The 15,944-nt window shown below is 74.6% G+C and carries 11 protein-coding genes; 7 read left to right on the top strand and 4 right to left on the bottom strand.

What is annotated here, in order from left to right:
- Window positions 1-135: 135 nt before the first annotated feature.
- From VIW71_RS16360 to VIW71_RS16350, 3 genes are all read right to left on the bottom strand, one after another.
- Window positions 136-1,011, bottom strand: coding sequence for a biotin-dependent carboxyltransferase family protein (locus VIW71_RS16360; RefSeq protein WP_331623031.1), 876 nt, complete (start codon window positions 1,009-1,011; stop codon window positions 136-138).
- The gene (locus VIW71_RS16355; protein WP_331623030.1) at window positions 1,008-1,628 is read right to left on the bottom strand and encodes a 5-oxoprolinase subunit B family protein; all 621 of its coding nucleotides are present in this window, start codon (window positions 1,626-1,628) and stop codon (window positions 1,008-1,010) included. Before VIW71_RS16355 ends, VIW71_RS16360 begins: the two co-directional genes overlap by 4 nt.
- 70 nt (window positions 1,629-1,698) lie before the next feature.
- The gene (locus tag VIW71_RS16350; protein ID WP_331623029.1) at window positions 1,699-2,460 is read right to left on the bottom strand and encodes a LamB/YcsF family protein; all 762 of its coding nucleotides are present in this window, start codon (window positions 2,458-2,460) and stop codon (window positions 1,699-1,701) included.
- Window positions 2,461-2,665: 205 nt separating this feature from the next.
- Here VIW71_RS16350 and VIW71_RS16345 point away from each other — a divergent pair, with 205 nt between their 5' ends.
- The 3 genes from VIW71_RS16345 (at window position 2,666) to VIW71_RS16335 (ending at window position 9,967) form a co-directional block, all read left to right on the top strand.
- A complete protein-coding gene (locus VIW71_RS16345; RefSeq protein WP_331623028.1) occupies window positions 2,666-4,156 on the top strand; it encodes a hypothetical protein in 1,491 nt (496 codons plus the stop codon).
- Between the two features lie 184 nt (window positions 4,157-4,340).
- A complete protein-coding gene (locus VIW71_RS16340) occupies window positions 4,341-5,171 on the top strand; it encodes a hypothetical protein (RefSeq protein WP_331623033.1) in 831 nt (276 codons plus the stop codon).
- A 38-nt stretch (window positions 5,172-5,209) separates the two neighbouring features.
- A complete protein-coding gene (locus VIW71_RS16335) occupies window positions 5,210-9,967 on the top strand; it encodes a hypothetical protein (protein WP_331623027.1) in 4,758 nt (1,585 codons plus the stop codon).
- Here VIW71_RS16335 and VIW71_RS16330 read toward each other — a convergent pair whose 3' ends face one another.
- Complete coding sequence (locus VIW71_RS16330; protein ID WP_331623026.1) at window positions 9,968-10,426, bottom strand: hypothetical protein; 459 nt, start codon at window positions 10,424-10,426, stop codon at window positions 9,968-9,970.
- A 165-nt stretch (window positions 10,427-10,591) separates the two neighbouring features.
- Between VIW71_RS16330 and VIW71_RS16325 the strand changes: the two genes are divergently transcribed.
- The 4 genes from VIW71_RS16325 to VIW71_RS16310 all read left to right on the top strand — a co-directional run bounded on the left by VIW71_RS16325 (window position 10,592) and on the right by VIW71_RS16310 (window position 15,754).
- Complete coding sequence (locus tag VIW71_RS16325) at window positions 10,592-13,231, top strand: nitrate- and nitrite sensing domain-containing protein (RefSeq protein ID WP_331623025.1); 2,640 nt, start codon at window positions 10,592-10,594, stop codon at window positions 13,229-13,231.
- Window positions 13,228-13,650, top strand: coding sequence for a roadblock/LC7 domain-containing protein (locus VIW71_RS16320; protein WP_331623024.1), 423 nt, complete (start codon window positions 13,228-13,230; stop codon window positions 13,648-13,650). The genes VIW71_RS16325 and VIW71_RS16320 overlap by 4 nt, the downstream gene beginning before the upstream one ends.
- A gap of 32 nt (window positions 13,651-13,682) precedes the next feature.
- Window positions 13,683-14,075, top strand: a complete 393-nt coding sequence (locus tag VIW71_RS16315) for a DUF742 domain-containing protein (RefSeq protein WP_331623023.1) — start codon at window positions 13,683-13,685, stop codon at window positions 14,073-14,075.
- 263 nt (window positions 14,076-14,338) lie between these two features.
- Entirely contained in the window at window positions 14,339-15,754 is a 1,416-nt protein-coding gene (locus VIW71_RS16310) for a glycoside hydrolase family 16 protein (RefSeq protein ID WP_331623022.1), read from the top strand.
- Window positions 15,755-15,944: the final 190 nt, after the last annotated feature.

Below are 15,944 nucleotides of genomic sequence, written 5' to 3'. Positions count from 1 at the left end.
CCGAGCTCTACACCTGGCCGGCCGCCGTCTCCGCGTTCCTCACCGCGCACGGCGCCGCGCTCCCGGCCGGCCTCACCCCGCAGCGGCTGCCGTGGTGACCGCCGGGCCACCCGCGCCGCACACAGCAGGCCGCCGTCACATCAGGCGCGCCGGCCGTATCAGCACGAAACGGATACGGGTCCCCGGGGGCGACTGGGCGGCGGCCGGCAGCGCGTTCTCCGGTACGACGCCGATCACCGGGTAGCCGCCGGTGGTCGGATGGTCGGCGAGGAAGACCACGGGTCGGCCGTCGGGCGGCACCTGGACGGCGCCCAGCACCATGCCCTCGCTGGGCAGTTCGCCGCCGCGGGCCCGTTCCAGGGCCGGACCCAGCGTGCGCAGACCGATCCGGTTGGACGCGGGGGAGACCGAATAGGCGCCGGTGACCAGCGTCGTGAGGGCCCCCGGCGGGAACCAGTCGTCGCGCGGGCCGGGCGCGAGCGGCAGCACCAGTTCGGGCCCGTGGCCGGGGTACGGCAGCGCGTCCGCCGAACGGCTCGGCCCGTGGGCGCCGCCGACCGGCAACTCGTCGCCGTCGGACAGCGGTCGCGGCCCCAGACCGGAGAGCAGATCCGTCGAACGGCTGCCCAGCACCGGTACGACGCCGACACCCCCGGCGACGCCCAGATAGCTGCGCAGCCCGCACGTGGCCGCCCCCACCTCCAGCCGCGCCCCGGCCGGCACCCGCACCGGTGCGCCCCACGCCGCCGGCCGGCCCGCGACGCGTACCGCACACGGCGCACCCGTCACGGCGGCGACCACCGCGTGCGACGGCCGCACCGCGCAGCCGTTCACCGTCGTCTCCAGCGTGGCGGCGCTCTCCGGGTTGCCGACCAGCCGGTTCGCCAGGCGGTGCGCGGGCGGGTCGAGAGCGCCCGAGCGCGGCACGCCGAGATGGGCGTAACCGGTGCGTCCGAGGTCCTGGACGGTGGTGAGGGCGCCGGCACGGACAACGCGCAGGGTGGTGGTCACGGGGCCGCCGTGAAACGCACGTCGGTGCCGGGTGTCAGGAGCGCTGCCGGGTCCCGGTCCGGGTCCCACACGACGGCGTCCGTCGTACCGATGATCTGCCAGCCGCCGGGGGAGGGCCGGGGGTAGACCCCGGCGTACGGCCCGGCCAGCGCCACCGACCCGGCGGGAACGACGGTACGGGGAGTGTCCAGCCGCGGCACCCGCAGGTGTTCCGGAAGGCCCGTCAAGTAGCCGAAGCCCGGGGCGAATCCGCAGAAGGCGACCCGGAACGCGGTCCCGGTGACGAGCTCGGCGACCTCGCCCGTGCCCACCCCCCACAGCCCCGCCACCTCCGCGAGATCCGGCCCGTCGAACCGCACCGCAAGCTCCACCGGGTCCCCGCCCCCGCGCTCCACCGGCGGCACCTCCCACCGGGCCACCCCGGCCGCGAACCCGCGCGGATCGGCGAGCCCGGTGACCAGCACCGTACGGGCCGCGGGCACGATCTCGGCGACCTCGGCGAACTCGCCCGCCGCCCGCCTGCGCAGCAACTCCGCGTGCAGCGCCTCGGCCCGCTCACCGTCCTCGGTCTCCACGAGCACGGCGTCCGCACCCGCGGGCAGCACCCGTACCCTCATCGGCGCGCCCCCGCCTCGTCGCCGTCCTTCGGCGCCGGCCCAGCCGCCCCCGCCGGTTCGCCGTCGATCCTCACGCGAACGCCTCCACCCGCAGCCCCGCCGCCTCCAGGGCCTCCCGGACCCGGGCGGCCAGCCGCGCCGCGCCCGGGGTGTCGCCGTGCACGCACAGCGAACGGGCGCCGACGGTGACCGTCTCGCCGGTGAGGGCGGTGACCCGCCCGGTGCGCGCGATCTCCACCGACCTCGCCACCACCGCGTCCGCCGCCTCGACCACCGCACCTGGTTCGCGGCGCGGGACCAGCGTGCCCTCCGCCGTGTACGCCCGGTCGGCGAACGCCTCGGTGACCGTGCCGAGTCCCGCGCGCTCGGCCGCGGCCAGCAACTGCGAGCCGGGCAGCCCCAGTACGGGCAGCCCGCCGGCCAGCCGTGCCCCCGCCACCACCGCCGCGGCCTGCTCGGCGTCGCGCACCGCCCGGTTGTACAGCGCGCCGTGCGGCTTCACGTACGCCACAGCCGAACCCGCGGCCCGCGCGAACACCTCCAGGGCGCCGATCTGGTAGGCGACCTCGGCCGTGAGTTCGTCCGGCGGTACGTCCATCGCGCGGCGCCCGAAACCGGCGAGGTCCCGGTACGAGACCTGCGCGCCGATCCGTACCCCGTGCTCGGCCGCCCGTTCGCACACCCGCCGCATCGTCGCCGGATCGCCCGCGTGGAACCCGCACGCCACGTTCGCGCTCGTCACGACCGCGAGCAGTGCGTCGTCGTCGGTGAGCCGCCAGCGGCCGAAGCCCTCGCCGAGGTCGGCGTTGAGATCGATGACCGCGTTCGCCATGGTGATCCCGTCCTGGTGATCCGTCCGGTCGCGTGGCCGTGTGCACCGCCGGGACCGCATCCGTACTCCGCTTTCCATTTCCGTCCCCCGTTTTTCCTTCTCCTGCCCCCGATCCGATCATGGCATCCCGCACCGGCATCCGCCCGCCCCGTGGGGGTCCGTGCCGTTTCGTTCGTTGTCGGTGGCACCGCCTAGTGTGTGGGACGTGACCACGACCGCTGCGTACTCGCTGCCGGGCGCCACGCGCCCCGCGCCGGGCCCGGCCGCCGACGAGGGCCTTGCCCGCCGGCTCAAGGCACTCGCCTGCACCGCGCCGCTGCACGACCTCGACGTGCGCAAGGCCAACCTCGCGGGCGAGTACTCGGTCTACTCGATGGCGGAGATCGCGCTCGCCGCGATCGATCTGGTCACGCTCACCATGGACTTCGACACCGGCGCCGACCACGACCAGATAGTGGGCAGGCTGCTGCCCCGGGTCGCGGCCCAGGCGCCGACCCGCGCGTCCGCCGAGCACGCCCGGGTCGCCCGCTGGGTGCTGGAGAACCTGATCAACGTGGGCAGCGCGGACCGCGGATTCCGCGCGGTGTACGGCACGTTCGGGCCGGACGGCGCGTACGTGCGGCGGGACTACGACTTCAAGCTGATCGAGGAGGTGCCGGGTCCCGGCGGCAGCGTCTACCTGCGGACCACCGACGAGGCGGTCAACGTCCTGGTCGGCGCGCTCGACACGGACGTGACCAGCGCCCAGATAGCAGCCGAGGTCAAGCTGGAGGTGCTGATCAGCCGCGGGCGGCTGGCCGACGCCCAACTCGCCGCCGAACAAGCCCGCTACCGCACGGTGCAGTACGCGGAGACGCTGCGGCGCACCCTGGAGGCCACCCGGCGCGACGTGCGGGCGGTGGACTGGCTCCGGCGCGTACCGGACATGATCGCCGAGGCCCTGGACCATGTCGCGGACCGGTACCGGCACGAGAACGCGATCCTCACCAACATCCGCAAGGCGCGCGACGAGGCGGAGGAGCCCGAGCACAGGCGCCGGGCCGCCGAACTGGTGGACATCGTCAAGGACTGCATCCGGCGGCACACGCAGTTGCAGTCCCGGCTGCTGGAGGCCGGACCGCTGTTCCGCGCCGAGCAGGACCGGCAGGCGTTCGCCACGCCCCCCGCGCGGGCCGGACTCGACCTGTACGGGCAGCTCGTCGCGCCGCTGCTGCCGCTGTCCGTGGAGCAGGCGTCGCGGGTGACCGACGCGTACTTCGCCCGCGGGGCGGGGCTGCGCACCCCTGCGGCGGTACGGGTCGCCGACCTGGTCGAGCTGCTGCTCACCCCGCCGGTCGAGCGTGAGCACCTCGGGGCGGAGATGCCCGAGCCCGACCTGGTCGCCACCCCGGACGACTCCCGCTTCTCCGAGGAGCAACTGGAGTCCGCCCTCGCACTCCTCGACCTCCCGCACGACGCCCCCCGCCGCCTCTCCGGTCTGCTCGCCGAGGCACGCCTGCGCGACCCCGAACTCCCCTACCTCGTCGCCCTCCTCGCCGTCCACGCCGCCTCACCCCCCGTCGGCACCGCCCACCGCCAGGGCGAACCCCACCTCCTGTTCGCCGTCGACGACGGCACGGTCCTCGACGACCCCGAATTCGGCGGCGCCGACCTCATCCTCGGCACTGCCCGCCTCACCGCCGGAGCGCCCGCATGACCGCGCGGCCCCGACCCCGCACCGACCCTCCCGCGCGCCTCCCCGTCCGTCGCGGCGGCGACCGACCACGGCGACGGTGTCCGGCGGCGCCGGGCAGACCGCAAACACACGAGAGGGAAACGGTTTCGTGACTGACGTACGGGCCGAGGCTGCGCAGCCCAGCGGCAAGGAGAGCGGGTCCTCCGTGCACGCGGTGGACGTGGCGGACGCCGCGCGCCTGGTCGGCTTCGGCCTCCAGCCCAAGCTCGTGCCGGCGCGGGACACGGAGTACGCCGAGTTGGTGCGGCGGCACCGGGAGGACCCCGCGTTCGCCCGGCTCGCCGACGCCGTGGCCGCCGGTCTCGGCCTCATCGTGCTCGAGGTCTCGCCCCGCGCGGGCATGGCCGTGGCCGCCGCCGAGGACTCCGTGTTCGCCGTGCGGATGGGCGACTACGCCCGCCGCGCCGCGTCCGACGCCGGCGACCGGTTCCTGCACGGCCTCGCGCACCTCGCCGCCGCCGCGCTCGCCTACCCCCGCCCCGAAGACCTCGCCGACGACGGCTACATCGGCCGTATCACCGTCCACGGCGTGGACGCCTTCGTCCGCCAGGCCTGCCGCCGCCTGGAGGAACGCGCGGACGAGTCCGGAGAGAACACCGACCCGGCCAGTGACGCCCCGGGCCTGGAAGCGGCCTGGCGGGTCTACACCCGGCGCAGCGCCACCGGAGCCACCAAGGACGCCCGCCGCCTGGCCAGTTCCACCACCGGCATCATCGGCAAGGCCCTCGCCTTCCTCGTCGACTCCGGCTTTTTCCAGCGCACCGGCGACGAGAACGGCGGCACGTACCGCACCACCGCCCGCTACCAGTTGCAGGTCCGCGACATGGCGGGCACCGCGGCCATGGCCGAACTCCTCGACCTCGGCATCGTCCCGGTCGGCGACGGCACCGGCACCCTCGTGCCGGCCGCGGACGGCGACGCGGGGCCGGACGGCCTGGCCGCCGACGCCGGACTGCCCTTCCACACCTACTCCTGACCGTTCTCCCCGACCGACTGAGCCACGAGAGCCCCCGCATGTACGAGCTGTCCCGCCTCCGCCTCTACTCCATCGGGCCCGCCGGCGCGCGCTACGCCGACACCGTGCTCGACCTGCGGGGCGTCGGCGAACCGGTGCCGCACCCCGCGCCCGCGCAGGGCGAGTTCTTCGCGGACGAGCCGACCGGACCGCCGCGTCGCCCCGCGCCGGCCGGCGTGCTCTTCCTGGAGAACGGCGGCGGCAAGTCCGTACTGCTCAAGCTGATCTTCTCGGTCATGCTGCCCGGCCACCGCAACACGCTGGGCGGTGCCAGCTCCGGCGTGCTGCGGAAGTTCCTGCTCGCCGAGGACTGCGGCCATGTCGCCCTGGAGTGGCAGCACACGCTCACCGGCGAACTCGTGGTCGTCGGCAAGGTGAGCGAGTGGCGCGGGCGGCAGGTCTCGTCCGATCCGCGGAAGTTCGCCGAGGCGTGGTACTCGTTCCGGCCGGGGCCCGGACTGGGCCTGGACTCGCTGCCGGTCGCCGAGACCACGGCGGTACGGCCGCCCGCCGAGGGCACCTCGGGTGCGCGCGGGCGGCGCCGCACGATGAAGGGGTTCAAGGACGCCCTCACCGAGGCGGGCAAGGCGTACCCCCACCTCGAGGTGGTCTGGGAGGAGATCCACGACCGCTGGAACGAACACCTCGGGGATCTCGGCCTCGATCCCGAACTCTTCCGCTACCAGCGGGAGATGAACGCCGACGAGGGCGAGGCGGCCGGCCTCTTCGCGGTCAAGAAGGACTCCGACTTCACGGATCTGCTGCTGCGCGCGGTCACCGACACCCGCGACACGGACGGCCTCGCCGATCTGGTGCACGGGTTCGCGGGCAAGCTGGGCCGCCGCGCAGAGCTCACCGCGGAACGGGACTTCACGGCCGGTTCGCTCGACCTGCTCCAGCGCATCGTGGAGGCCGGCGCCTCCCGCGACCAGGCCCGCGCCGTCCACGCCCAGGCCGAGCGCCGCACCCGCGGCCTGTCGCGGCGGCTTTCCGCCCGCGCCCAGCAGGAGCGCGGGCGGACCACCGAACTCGCCCAGCAGATGGCCCGCGCGGCGCACTCCGTCACCGACGCCGAGCAGGCGCGCGGCGGCAGCGCCCTCATCACCGCCGAACTGGCCTACCGGCACGCCTCGCTGGCCCTGGCCGCCGCGGACAAGGGTGCGGCGGCGCTGCGACGGGAACTGGGCGACGCCCGCACGCTGCACGCCGCCTGGCAGGCCGCCGAGACGGTCCTGCGGCAGCGCGCCGCGGGCGACCGGCTGGCCCGGGTCACCGCGGCCATTCGCGAGGCCGAACGGGACGCCGCCCCCGCGCTCGCCGCCCGCACCCGCGCGGCCGCCGACCTCGTACGGGCCCTGCACGCCGCAGCCGCCCGCGCCGAGCAGCAGGCCGACGCCGAGGAGGAGCGGTCCGCCGCGCTCCAGACGCGGTCCGAGACCGCGCACCGTGACGCGACCGCCGCCGCCACCGAGGCGCAGCGCGCCCGCAGCGAGAGCGGGCACCTCGGCCAACGCCTCGCCGAGGTCGAACAGGAGACAGCCGACGCGGTACGGGCGGGCTGGCTCGACGACTCCGCCCCCGGTGCCGACCCCGCCCGAGCGGCCCTCGCCGCCTCCGACGCGGAGAAGACCGCCGAAACCCTCGCCCGCGAAGCCGCCGGGGCGGCCGCGGCGGCCGGCGCCCGCGCACGCGACGCGGCATCGGCCGAGTCCCGCGCCGAACTCGCCGCAGCCCGCGCCGCCGACGCCCTCACGACGGCGGAAGCGGGCCGCACCGCCGCCACGGTCGCGGCGACCGCCCTCGCCGCCGATCCCCGCCTGACCGCCCTCCTCAGCCTCCCCGCGACCGACGCCTCCGGCGCCGCGACGGCCGCCGATGCGCCGGGCGCTGCCGTGCCGGACACCGGTACGGCCCCGGCTTCCGGTTCGTCCGGGGGCGACACCGGTTCGTCCGGGAGCGCCGGTCCGTCCGGTGCGGGTGGTGAGGACGCGGGCACGGCCGCCCCGGCGGGCGCACCGCGCGAGGCCGGAGGGCCGCTCACCGCGGCGCAGCTGGACGCGTTCGCCGAGGCGCTGCGGGAACTGCTGGACGAATCCGTGGGGGCCGCCGAGCGGCAGCTCTTCGAGTTGCGGACCGCGGCGGCGGACGACGCGCGGATTCTGGGCGCCCTCGGGGACGGGGGACTGCTGCCGCCGGGGCCCGACGTACTGGCGACCGTGGAGTACCTGGGGGAGCACGGGATTCCCGCGCTGCCCGGATGGCGGTATCTGGCGCAGGCCGTGGACCCCGCGGACCACGCCGTGGTGCTGGCGGCCCGGCCGGAGCTGGTGGACGGGGTGGTGGTGACCGACCCGGGCACGTACACGCGGGCCAAGGACGTACTGGGGCAGGCCGCGCTGCTGCCGCGGTCGGCGGTCGCGGTCGGGACGGCGGCTGCGCTGCTCGCGTCACCCCCGGCGGTCGGCGGCTCGGCGGGCGTCTTCCTCGTGCCGCCGAACCCCGCGATGCACGACGAGGGGGCGGCCGACGGCGAGCGGCAGCAGCTGCGGGCCAGGGCGACCGCCCGGGACGAGGAGATCCGGGTGCTGGCGGCCCGGCTGGCACACGACCGCACGCTGGCCGCACGGCTCGCGACATGGCGGGCGGGCTGCCCGCGGGGGCGGCTCGCGGAGCTGGCCGCGGAGGTGAGCGCGGCCAGGGACGCGGCCGGGCGGGCCCGGCAGGAGTTGGCCACGGCCCGGGAGGAGCGGGCCGCGGCGGAAGCCGCCGGCGCGGAGGCCGCCGGGGAGAGCGACACCCGCAGGGCCGCCGCCGAGCAGGCCCGCCGCCGGGCCGACGCGCTGGCCGGCCTCGCCCACCGGCTGCGCGAACGGGCCGACTGGCAGCGCCGCGCACGGGAGCTGGCCGCCGACGCGTCCGAGGCCGAAGCCCGGGCCGAGGTGTGCCTCGCCGCCGCCCGCGCCGCCGACGAGGACCGCCGCGCCGCCCAGCGCGCCTCCGACGACGCCCGCCGTACCGCCCGCGTCCTGCGCGCGGAGCGCTCCGAGATCGCCGGGGCGCCCGAGGACGGCGACCACGAGGCCGCCGAACCCGCGGCCGAGTCGCTGCCCGCGCTGCGCGAGGCGTACCGCGCGGCCTCCCAGGTGTACGAGAAGGTCGGCGTCGGCGCCGACCTCCGCGCCGAACAGGCCCGCGCGGAGAGTACGGAGAACGCCGCCCTCGCCGAACTGGAACGCCTCACCCAGAAGGTCCGCGGCCGCGCCGCCCGGCTGCTGGAAGGTCCGGACGGTGCTGACGGGCCCTCCCGCCAGGCCGCCGCGGCCCGCGCCGAGCGGCTGGTCCAGACCCTGGAGTCCCGCCAGTCCGCTGCCAGCGAGCAACTCGGCCGACTGCGCGGCGAGGCCGAACGGCTCGCTCCCGGCAGCGGCGCATCCCACACCGGGCTGCCGGCCGGACTGGAGCCCCGCGACGCCGAGCACGCCCAGCGGCTGCTGCGCGCCGCCAATGCCGAACTCGCCGCCCGCAGCGAGGCGTTGGAGCAGGCCCGCGCCGCCCACGCCGACGTGGTCCGCGCCCACCGCGCCGCCGAGGACGCGGCCGGCGGCTTCGACGAGACCGCCGCGATCCTCCGCGACCTGCTGCGCGACCTCGCACAGAACGCGGAGGACGACGAGCCGGAACCGTATCCGGGCGGTCTGGAGGAGGCACGGCGGGCCGCCGCCGAGGCCCGCCGTGCCCTGCGCGGCTGCGCCGCCGACCTGTCCGCCGCCGAGACGCAGCTGCGCGAGGCCGCCGACGTCCTCGTCCGGCATGCCAACGCGGTCCGCTACGAGCAGGTACGCACCCCCGCCCGGCAGCAGATCAGGGAGCTGCCCGGCGCCGCTCTGCCGGACCACGCGGCGGCCTGGGCCGCGGCCTTCGCCCCGCGGCTGCGGGTGCTCAGCGACGAACTCGACCAGTTGGAGCGCAACCGCGACAGCATCGTGGACCGGCTGCGCGGCCTGGTGGAGTCCTCGCTGGCGACCCTGCGCTCCGCGCAGCGTCTGTCCCGGCTGCCGGAAGGGCTCGGCGAGTGGTCCGGCCAGGAATTCCTGCGCATCCGCTTCGACGACCCGGACCAGGCCGTCCTCACCGAACGCCTCGGAGAGGTCATCGACGAGGCGACCCGTTCCGCCGTACGCAAGAACTCCGACCTGCGCCGCGACGGCATGTCCCTGCTGCTGCGCGGCGTGGCCGCGGCGCTCGAACCGCGGGGCATCGCCGTGGAGATCCTCAAACCGGACGCCGTGCTGCGGGCCGAACGCGTCCCCGTCGGGCAGATGGGCGACGTCTTCTCCGGCGGCCAACTGCTCACCGCCGCCATCGCCCTGTACTGCACGATGGCCGCGCTGCGCAGCAACGACCGCGGCCGGGACCGGCAGCGGCACGCAGGCACGCTGTTCCTGGACAACCCCATCGGCCGCGCCAACGCCACCTACCTGCTGGAGCTCCAGCGGGCCGTCGCCGACGCGCTCGGTGTCCAGCTCATCTACACCACGGGGCTGTTCGACACGACCGCGCTCGCCGAATTCCCGCTGGTGGTGCGGTTGCGCAACGACGCGGACCTGCGGGCGGGCCTGAAGTACATCAGCGTCGAGGAACACCTGCGGCCGGGGCTGCCCGTACCCGACCCGCACGGCGAGCCGGTGCACGGCGAGATCACCGCCACGCGGATGTTCCGCCGCCCGCCCGAGCCGGCGCAGGCGGTCCCCTCCTGATCAGACCCCGTGCGGCCGGGGTATGTGCGGGCCGCCCCCAGGCTGCCCGCACACCTGCCCGCCCGCCGGCGTCCCGGTCGGCGCCCCCGGCTGCCCCTCGGCCTGCCCGCCCTCCCGGCCACGGGCCGCCGCCGGCGGGGCTCCGCGCTGCTCCCCTCGCCGGGCCCGCGCCGCGCTGCTCGGGCTGGACACCACCCCGTTGCGCTGGTTCCACACCTGCCGGGTGACCCACACGTCCAGCACCGCCCAGGTCGCGGCCACACTGATCAGCACGGTGAACGGCATCATCGGCGCGGTCAGCCACGAGTGCCCGGCGACCAGCAGCAGCTCGATCACCGCCGCGATCAGCGCCACCGCCACGACGAGCACCGCCCGTACGGCCGCCGCCCGTACCGGATCGGGCAGCCGCGCCGAGGCCGCCGGCTCTTCCTCCCACAGGCTCTGGCGTTCAAGCTCCATGTAAAGTGCCTGCCCCGAAATTTCCCCTTGCATTCAGGGGTACGTATCAGGCCAGACCAACCCAAGCCAGTGGACGGACTTTCGAGTAACCGCTGTGGCAGTAGTAGGCTCGCGCCGTTTAAACGCGACAGACGCCCCCGCCGCGGGGGAGACGTTGGGGAGGCCATGCGCTTTCGCGGTACGACGATCCGCCGGAAGATCGTGGCGCTGCTGCTGATCCCACTGGTGTCACTCACCGTCATCTGGGCCTTCGCCGCCACCATCACCGGCCGCGCGGTGTTCGCACGACCGGACATCGGGCGGGTGCTCGTCAACGTCGTCTACCCCGTTCAGGACACCATCCACAGCATCCAGCACGAGCGCCGGGCCGCGCTGATCTATGTCGCCAACACCCGCGACTCCGAAGCCCGCATCGCCTACGACAAGCAGGAACGCACCACCGACCAGTCGATCGCCAAACTGCGCACCCAACTGGCCGCCTCCGGTGTCCGCAGCGCGCTCGACAGCCGGTCCCGCGGCCGGCTCGACGTCTTCCTCAACACGGTCGAGGGCCTTGCCTCGTTGCGGCAGCGGATCGTCAACCAGCGGATCACCCGCAACGACGCCTACGAGTCCTACAACGCGCTGACGAACCCGGCCTTCGACCTCTTCGACGGCCTCAACCTGCTCACCGACATCACACTGGAGACCGAGCGGCGGGCGGTCGTCGGCCTCAACCGGGCCCGTGAGGAACTCAGCCGCGAGGACGCGCTGATGGCCGCGGCGATCACCACCGGACACACCAGCCAGGCCGAACTGACCTCCTTCACCTCCGCGGTGGCCCGGGAACGCAATTCCTACGACATCGGCCTGAAAGCCCTCGACGACACCATCCGCGCCCCCTACGACACGTACTGGCAGGGCGCCGCCGGCACGTCGCTGCGGGCCGCCCAGGACAAGGTGATCGCAGCCGGCCCCACCGACGCGCCGCTGGTCGCCGCGCACCTGTCGTGGCCCACCGCCGCGGCCACCGCCATGGACGACCTCGGCAAGCTGAACGCCACCTCGTCCGCGCAGTTCAGCAAGGTGGCGCGGCCCGTCTCCGGCACGCTGCTGATCGAGGCCCTGGCGGCCGGCGGTCTCGGCCTGGCCGCGGTGATCGCCTCCCTGATCGTCTCGGTCCGTATCGGCCGCGGCCTCATCCGCGACCTGACCGGACTGCGCCGCGAGGCCCAGGAAGTCTCCGGCACCCGGCTGCCCCGCGTCATGCGGCGGCTGGCAGCCGGCGAACAGGTCGACGTGGAGACCGAGGTGCCGCGCCTGCAGTACGCGGACGACGAGATCGGCCAGGTGGGCAAGGCCCTCAACACCCTCCAGCGCGCCGCCGTCGAGGCCGCCGTCCGCCAGGCCGACATGCGCAAGGGCGTCTCCGACGTCTTCGTCAACCTCGCCCGCCGCAGCCAGGTGCTGCTGCACCGCCAGCTCACCCTGCTGGACGCGATGGAGCGCCGTACCGAGAACGCCGAGGAACTCGCCGACCTCTTCCGCCTCGACCACATGACCACCCGCATGCGGCGGCACGCCGAGGGACTGGTCATCCTCTCCGGCGCCGCCCCCTCCCGGCAGTGGCGCAAGCCGGTACAGCTCATGGACGTGGTCCGGGCCGCCGTCTCCGAGGTCGAGGACTACGAGCGGATCGAGGTACGGCGCCTGCCCCGGCTGGCCGTCAGCGGCGCGGCGGTCGCCGACCTCACCCACCTGCTCGCCGAACTCATCGAGAACGCCGCGGTGTTCTCGCCCCCGCACACCCAGGTCCGGCTGCACGGCGAGCCGGTCGCCAACGGCTTCGTGCTGGAGGTCGACGACCGGGGTCTGGGACTGACCCCGGACGCGCTGCTCGAAGCCAACCTGCGGCTCGCCGAGACGCCCGAGTTCGAACTGTCCGACACCGACCGGCTCGGCCTGTTCGTGGTCAGCCGGCTGGCCCAGCGGCACGGCGTGCGTGTCTCGCTGCGCCAGTCCCCGTACGGCGGTACCACCGCGGTCGTGCTGATCCCGGCCGCTCTGCTCACCGAGACCGGCGACGACACCGGCTCCACCCGGATCGGCGAACGGGCCGTGCCGCGCGCCGCGCAGCCCGCCACCGGCACCGAGCACACCTTCCGCACGTGGGGGCTGGACGGTGTCGGCGGCGAGGCGCACAAGGAACACGCGGAGCACGCCGACCACCCGGACGAGTCGGCCGTACCACCGGGCGAGGCGCCGGACTTCGACGGGCCGCTACCACTGCCGCGCCGCCGCAGCCGCCGCACCGCGCCGGTCCTGGTCTCCGACCATGGCCGGCCGGTCACGTCCACGTCGGGGCAGACCGCGCCCGCCGCCCCCCAGACCGCCCACTCCCGGCCGGCCGTCTCGCCCGTACAGCCCGTCCCGCAGCCCGCGGCGGACAGCCGCCCCACGGCGGCCGAACCCGCGTCACCCGAACCCGGCATCGTGCTCCCGCGCCGCGTCCGGCAGGCCAGCCTCGCACCGCAGTTGCGGGCCGCGTCCGGTCCGGACACGCGGAGCGGCGACAGCGGCAGGGAGTGGTCGGCCGACGAGGTGCGCGACCGGATGGCCGCACTCCAGCGCGGCTGGCAGCGCGGCCGGGAGATCGCCGACGCCGACTCCGCCGCCCCCCCGACCGCCGACTCCGCCGCCCCCCCGACCGCCGACACCGCCGTCGGCCGCAGCCCCGCTGCCACTCCCGGCGCCGGCCACGGCGCCGAGTACGACACATCGACATCAGTACCGAGAACGACACCTGATGAGGGGAACGGTCGATGACCGCACCAACAAGCCCGACACGCGAGTTGAGCTGGCTCCTCGACGATCTGGTCGTCCGCGTGGCCAGCATCCGCAAGGCCCTGGTGCTCTCCGGGGACGGCCTGGCCATCGGCGCCTCGGAGGGACTCACCCGGGAGGACTCCGAGCATCTGGCCGCCGTGGCGTCCGGTTTCCACAGCCTGGCCAAGGGCGTCGGCCGGCACTTCGAGGCCGGCCGCGTCCGGCAGACCATGGTCGAACTGGACGAGGCGTTCCTCTTCGTGACCGCGGCCGGCGACGGTAGCTGCCTGGCCGTGCTGGCGGACGCGGACTCCGACGTCGGGCAGGTCGCGTACGAGATGGCTCTTCTGGTGAAGCGGGTAGGAGCACACCTGGGCACAGCGCCGCGGCAGGACAGCGGCACGGCGCTCAGCGGCTGACCGGTGAGCTGACAACGGGGTGACAGGGCGACATGACATCTGAATCGGACCGCTGGTACGACGCAGCGGCAGGCCCGGTGGTACGGCCCTACGCGATGACGCGGGGCCGTACCAGCCACGCCGCCGAGGCGAAGCTCGACCTGATCGCCTTGGTCGTGACCGAGACCGAGGCCGACGACGAAGCGGCCCTGGACGACCACACCCTGTCACCCGAGCACCTCGACATCATCGAGCGCTGCCGGCAGCAGGCCACCTCCGTCGCCGAACTCGCCGCCGACCTCGACCTCCCGGTCGGCGTGGTACGCGTGCTTGTCGGCGACCTGCTGGAGGCATCGCACGTGCACATCCACAAGCCGGTGCCGCCGGCCGAGCTGCCGGACGAGAGCATCCTCCGCGAAGTGATCAACGGGCTGCGCGCGCTGTAACCGAAGCCGCCCCGCGCGCTGTGCCGGGCGTTCCCTTCCCGTATGAGAGCGCTCTCGCCAACCCGGTACATGTATCCGTTCGGTGACGCCTCGTCATATGCGCAGGGTTCGCAGCGGCTTCGGCTTGTGAAGGCGGCCTCTTCGCCCAGGTCAATTCGAGTTCATCTCTTGCCCTACGGTCCGCAGACGGGCACATTGTCCGGGCAGCACGCGCTGAGAGCGCTCTCGCACCTTCTGACCCCCCACGGCAGAGAGAGGTCTCCATGCTCCCCACCCCCGCCAGACACGGCCCTGTACGGCGCCTGCTCATCGCCGCCGCCGGGCTGCTTCTGCTGCCCGCCACGGCTGCCGCGGTCGTGACCCTGCCCGCGCACGCCGCCGCGCCGCCCGACCCGCCGGGCTGGACGTCCGTCTTCAAGGACGACTTCAACGGTCCGGCGGGCAGCGGCGTGAACACCGCCGACTGGCAGTACACGACCGGCACCAGCTACCCGGGCGGTCCCGCCAACTTCGGTACCGGCGAGGTCGAGACGATGACGTCCAGCACGAGCAACGTCTCGCTCGACGGCACCGGCAACCTCCGGATCACCCCGCTGCGCGACGGCGCGGGCAACTGGACCTCGGGCCGCGTCGAGACCCGGCGCTCCGACTTCCAGCCGCCCGCCGGGGGCAAGCTGCGGGTCGAGTCCCGGCTGCAGATGCCCAACGTCACCGGAGCGGCGGCACGCGGCTACTGGCCCGCGTTCTGGATGCTGGGCGCCCCCTACCGCGGCAACTACTGGAACTGGCCCGGTATCGGCGAACTGGACATCATGGAGAACGTCCAGGGCATGAACAACGAGTGGGCCACGATGCACTGCGGCACCGCACCCGGCGGCCCCTGCAACGAGAACTCCGGCATCGGCGGCCAGCTCGCCTGCTCCGGCACCACCTGTCAGGCCGGCTTCCACACCTACGCGGTCGAGTGGGACCGTTCGGCCAGCCCCGAGCGGATGCGCTTCTACCTGGACGGCGTGAACTTCCACACCGTCAGCCAGACCCAGGTCGACGCCACCACCTGGACGAACGCCACCAACCACGGCTACTTCCTGATCCTCAACGTGGCCATGGGCGGCGCCTTCCCCGACGCGTTCGGCGGCGGACCCGACGCCGCCACCGTGCCGGGCCACCCGATGGTGGTCGACTACGTGGCGGTCTACCAGAGCGGTTCGGGCACGCCTCCGCCCACCACCACGCCCCCGCCGACCACCACCCCACCGCCCGGCAACCGCGACGCGTACAGCGCGATACAGGCGGAGTCGTTCAACAGCCAGTCCGGGGTGACCGTCGAGCCGTGCACCGACACCGGCGGCGGCCAGGACGTCGCCTCCATCGCCAACGGCGACTACGCGCTCTACGAGGGTGTCAACTTCGGTTCCGCAGCGGCCACCCAGTTCTACGGGCGGGTCGCCAGCGGAGCGGCCGGCGGTGTCAGCGGGCTGGTGGAAGTAAGGCTGGACAGCAGGACCAGCCCGCCGATCGGCAGCTTCGCGTTGGCCAACACCGGCGGCTGGCAGAGCTGGCAGACCGTCCCGGCCAACATCACCGGGGTCACCGGCACGCACAACGTCTACCTGACGTTCACCAGCGGCCAGCCGGCCAACTTCGTGAACGTCAACTGGTTCGACTTCGGCCACTGAGGCGACTCGGACCGCTGAGGTCGCTGAGGTCCGCTGAGGCTCGCGAGGTCCACTGAGCGGGCCGAGGCCAACCACCGGGGCCGACCGAGGCCGCCCGCGAGGCCGACTGAGGACCGCCGTGGCCCGCTTCGGGGGGGCCTCCGCGGCGACCAGGCCCGTCGGGGCCCGGATCGTCCCGGGGGGGGGGGGG

Source organism: Streptomyces sp. (assembly GCF_036524955.1).
Taxonomy (GTDB): Bacteria; Actinomycetota; Actinomycetes; order Streptomycetales; family Streptomycetaceae; genus Actinacidiphila.
Note: the sequence above shows the minus strand (reverse complement) of the source record. Positions and strands in the feature narration are given on the sequence as shown.

What these genes read in the sequence shown, in the direction of transcription:
- VIW71_RS16355 (WP_331623030.1), bottom strand. Translation starts at nt 1,628, where the DNA reads ATGAGGGTACGGGTGCTGCCCGCGGGTGCGGACGCCGTGCTCGTGGAG.
- VIW71_RS16350 (WP_331623029.1), bottom strand. Translation starts at nt 2,460, where the DNA reads ATGGCGAACGCGGTCATCGATCTCAACGCCGACCTCGGCGAGGGCTTC.
- VIW71_RS16335 (WP_331623027.1), top strand. Translation starts at nt 5,210, where the DNA reads ATGTACGAGCTGTCCCGCCTCCGCCTCTACTCCATCGGGCCCGCCGGC.
- VIW71_RS16330 (WP_331623026.1), bottom strand. Translation starts at nt 10,426, where the DNA reads ATGGAGCTTGAACGCCAGAGCCTGTGGGAGGAAGAGCCGGCGGCCTCG.
- VIW71_RS16325 (WP_331623025.1), top strand. Translation starts at nt 10,592, where the DNA reads ATGCGCTTTCGCGGTACGACGATCCGCCGGAAGATCGTGGCGCTGCTG.
- VIW71_RS16320 (WP_331623024.1), top strand. Translation starts at nt 13,228, where the DNA reads ATGACCGCACCAACAAGCCCGACACGCGAGTTGAGCTGGCTCCTCGAC.
- VIW71_RS16315 (WP_331623023.1), top strand. Translation starts at nt 13,683, where the DNA reads ATGACATCTGAATCGGACCGCTGGTACGACGCAGCGGCAGGCCCGGTG.
- VIW71_RS16310 (WP_331623022.1), top strand. Translation starts at nt 14,339, where the DNA reads ATGCTCCCCACCCCCGCCAGACACGGCCCTGTACGGCGCCTGCTCATC.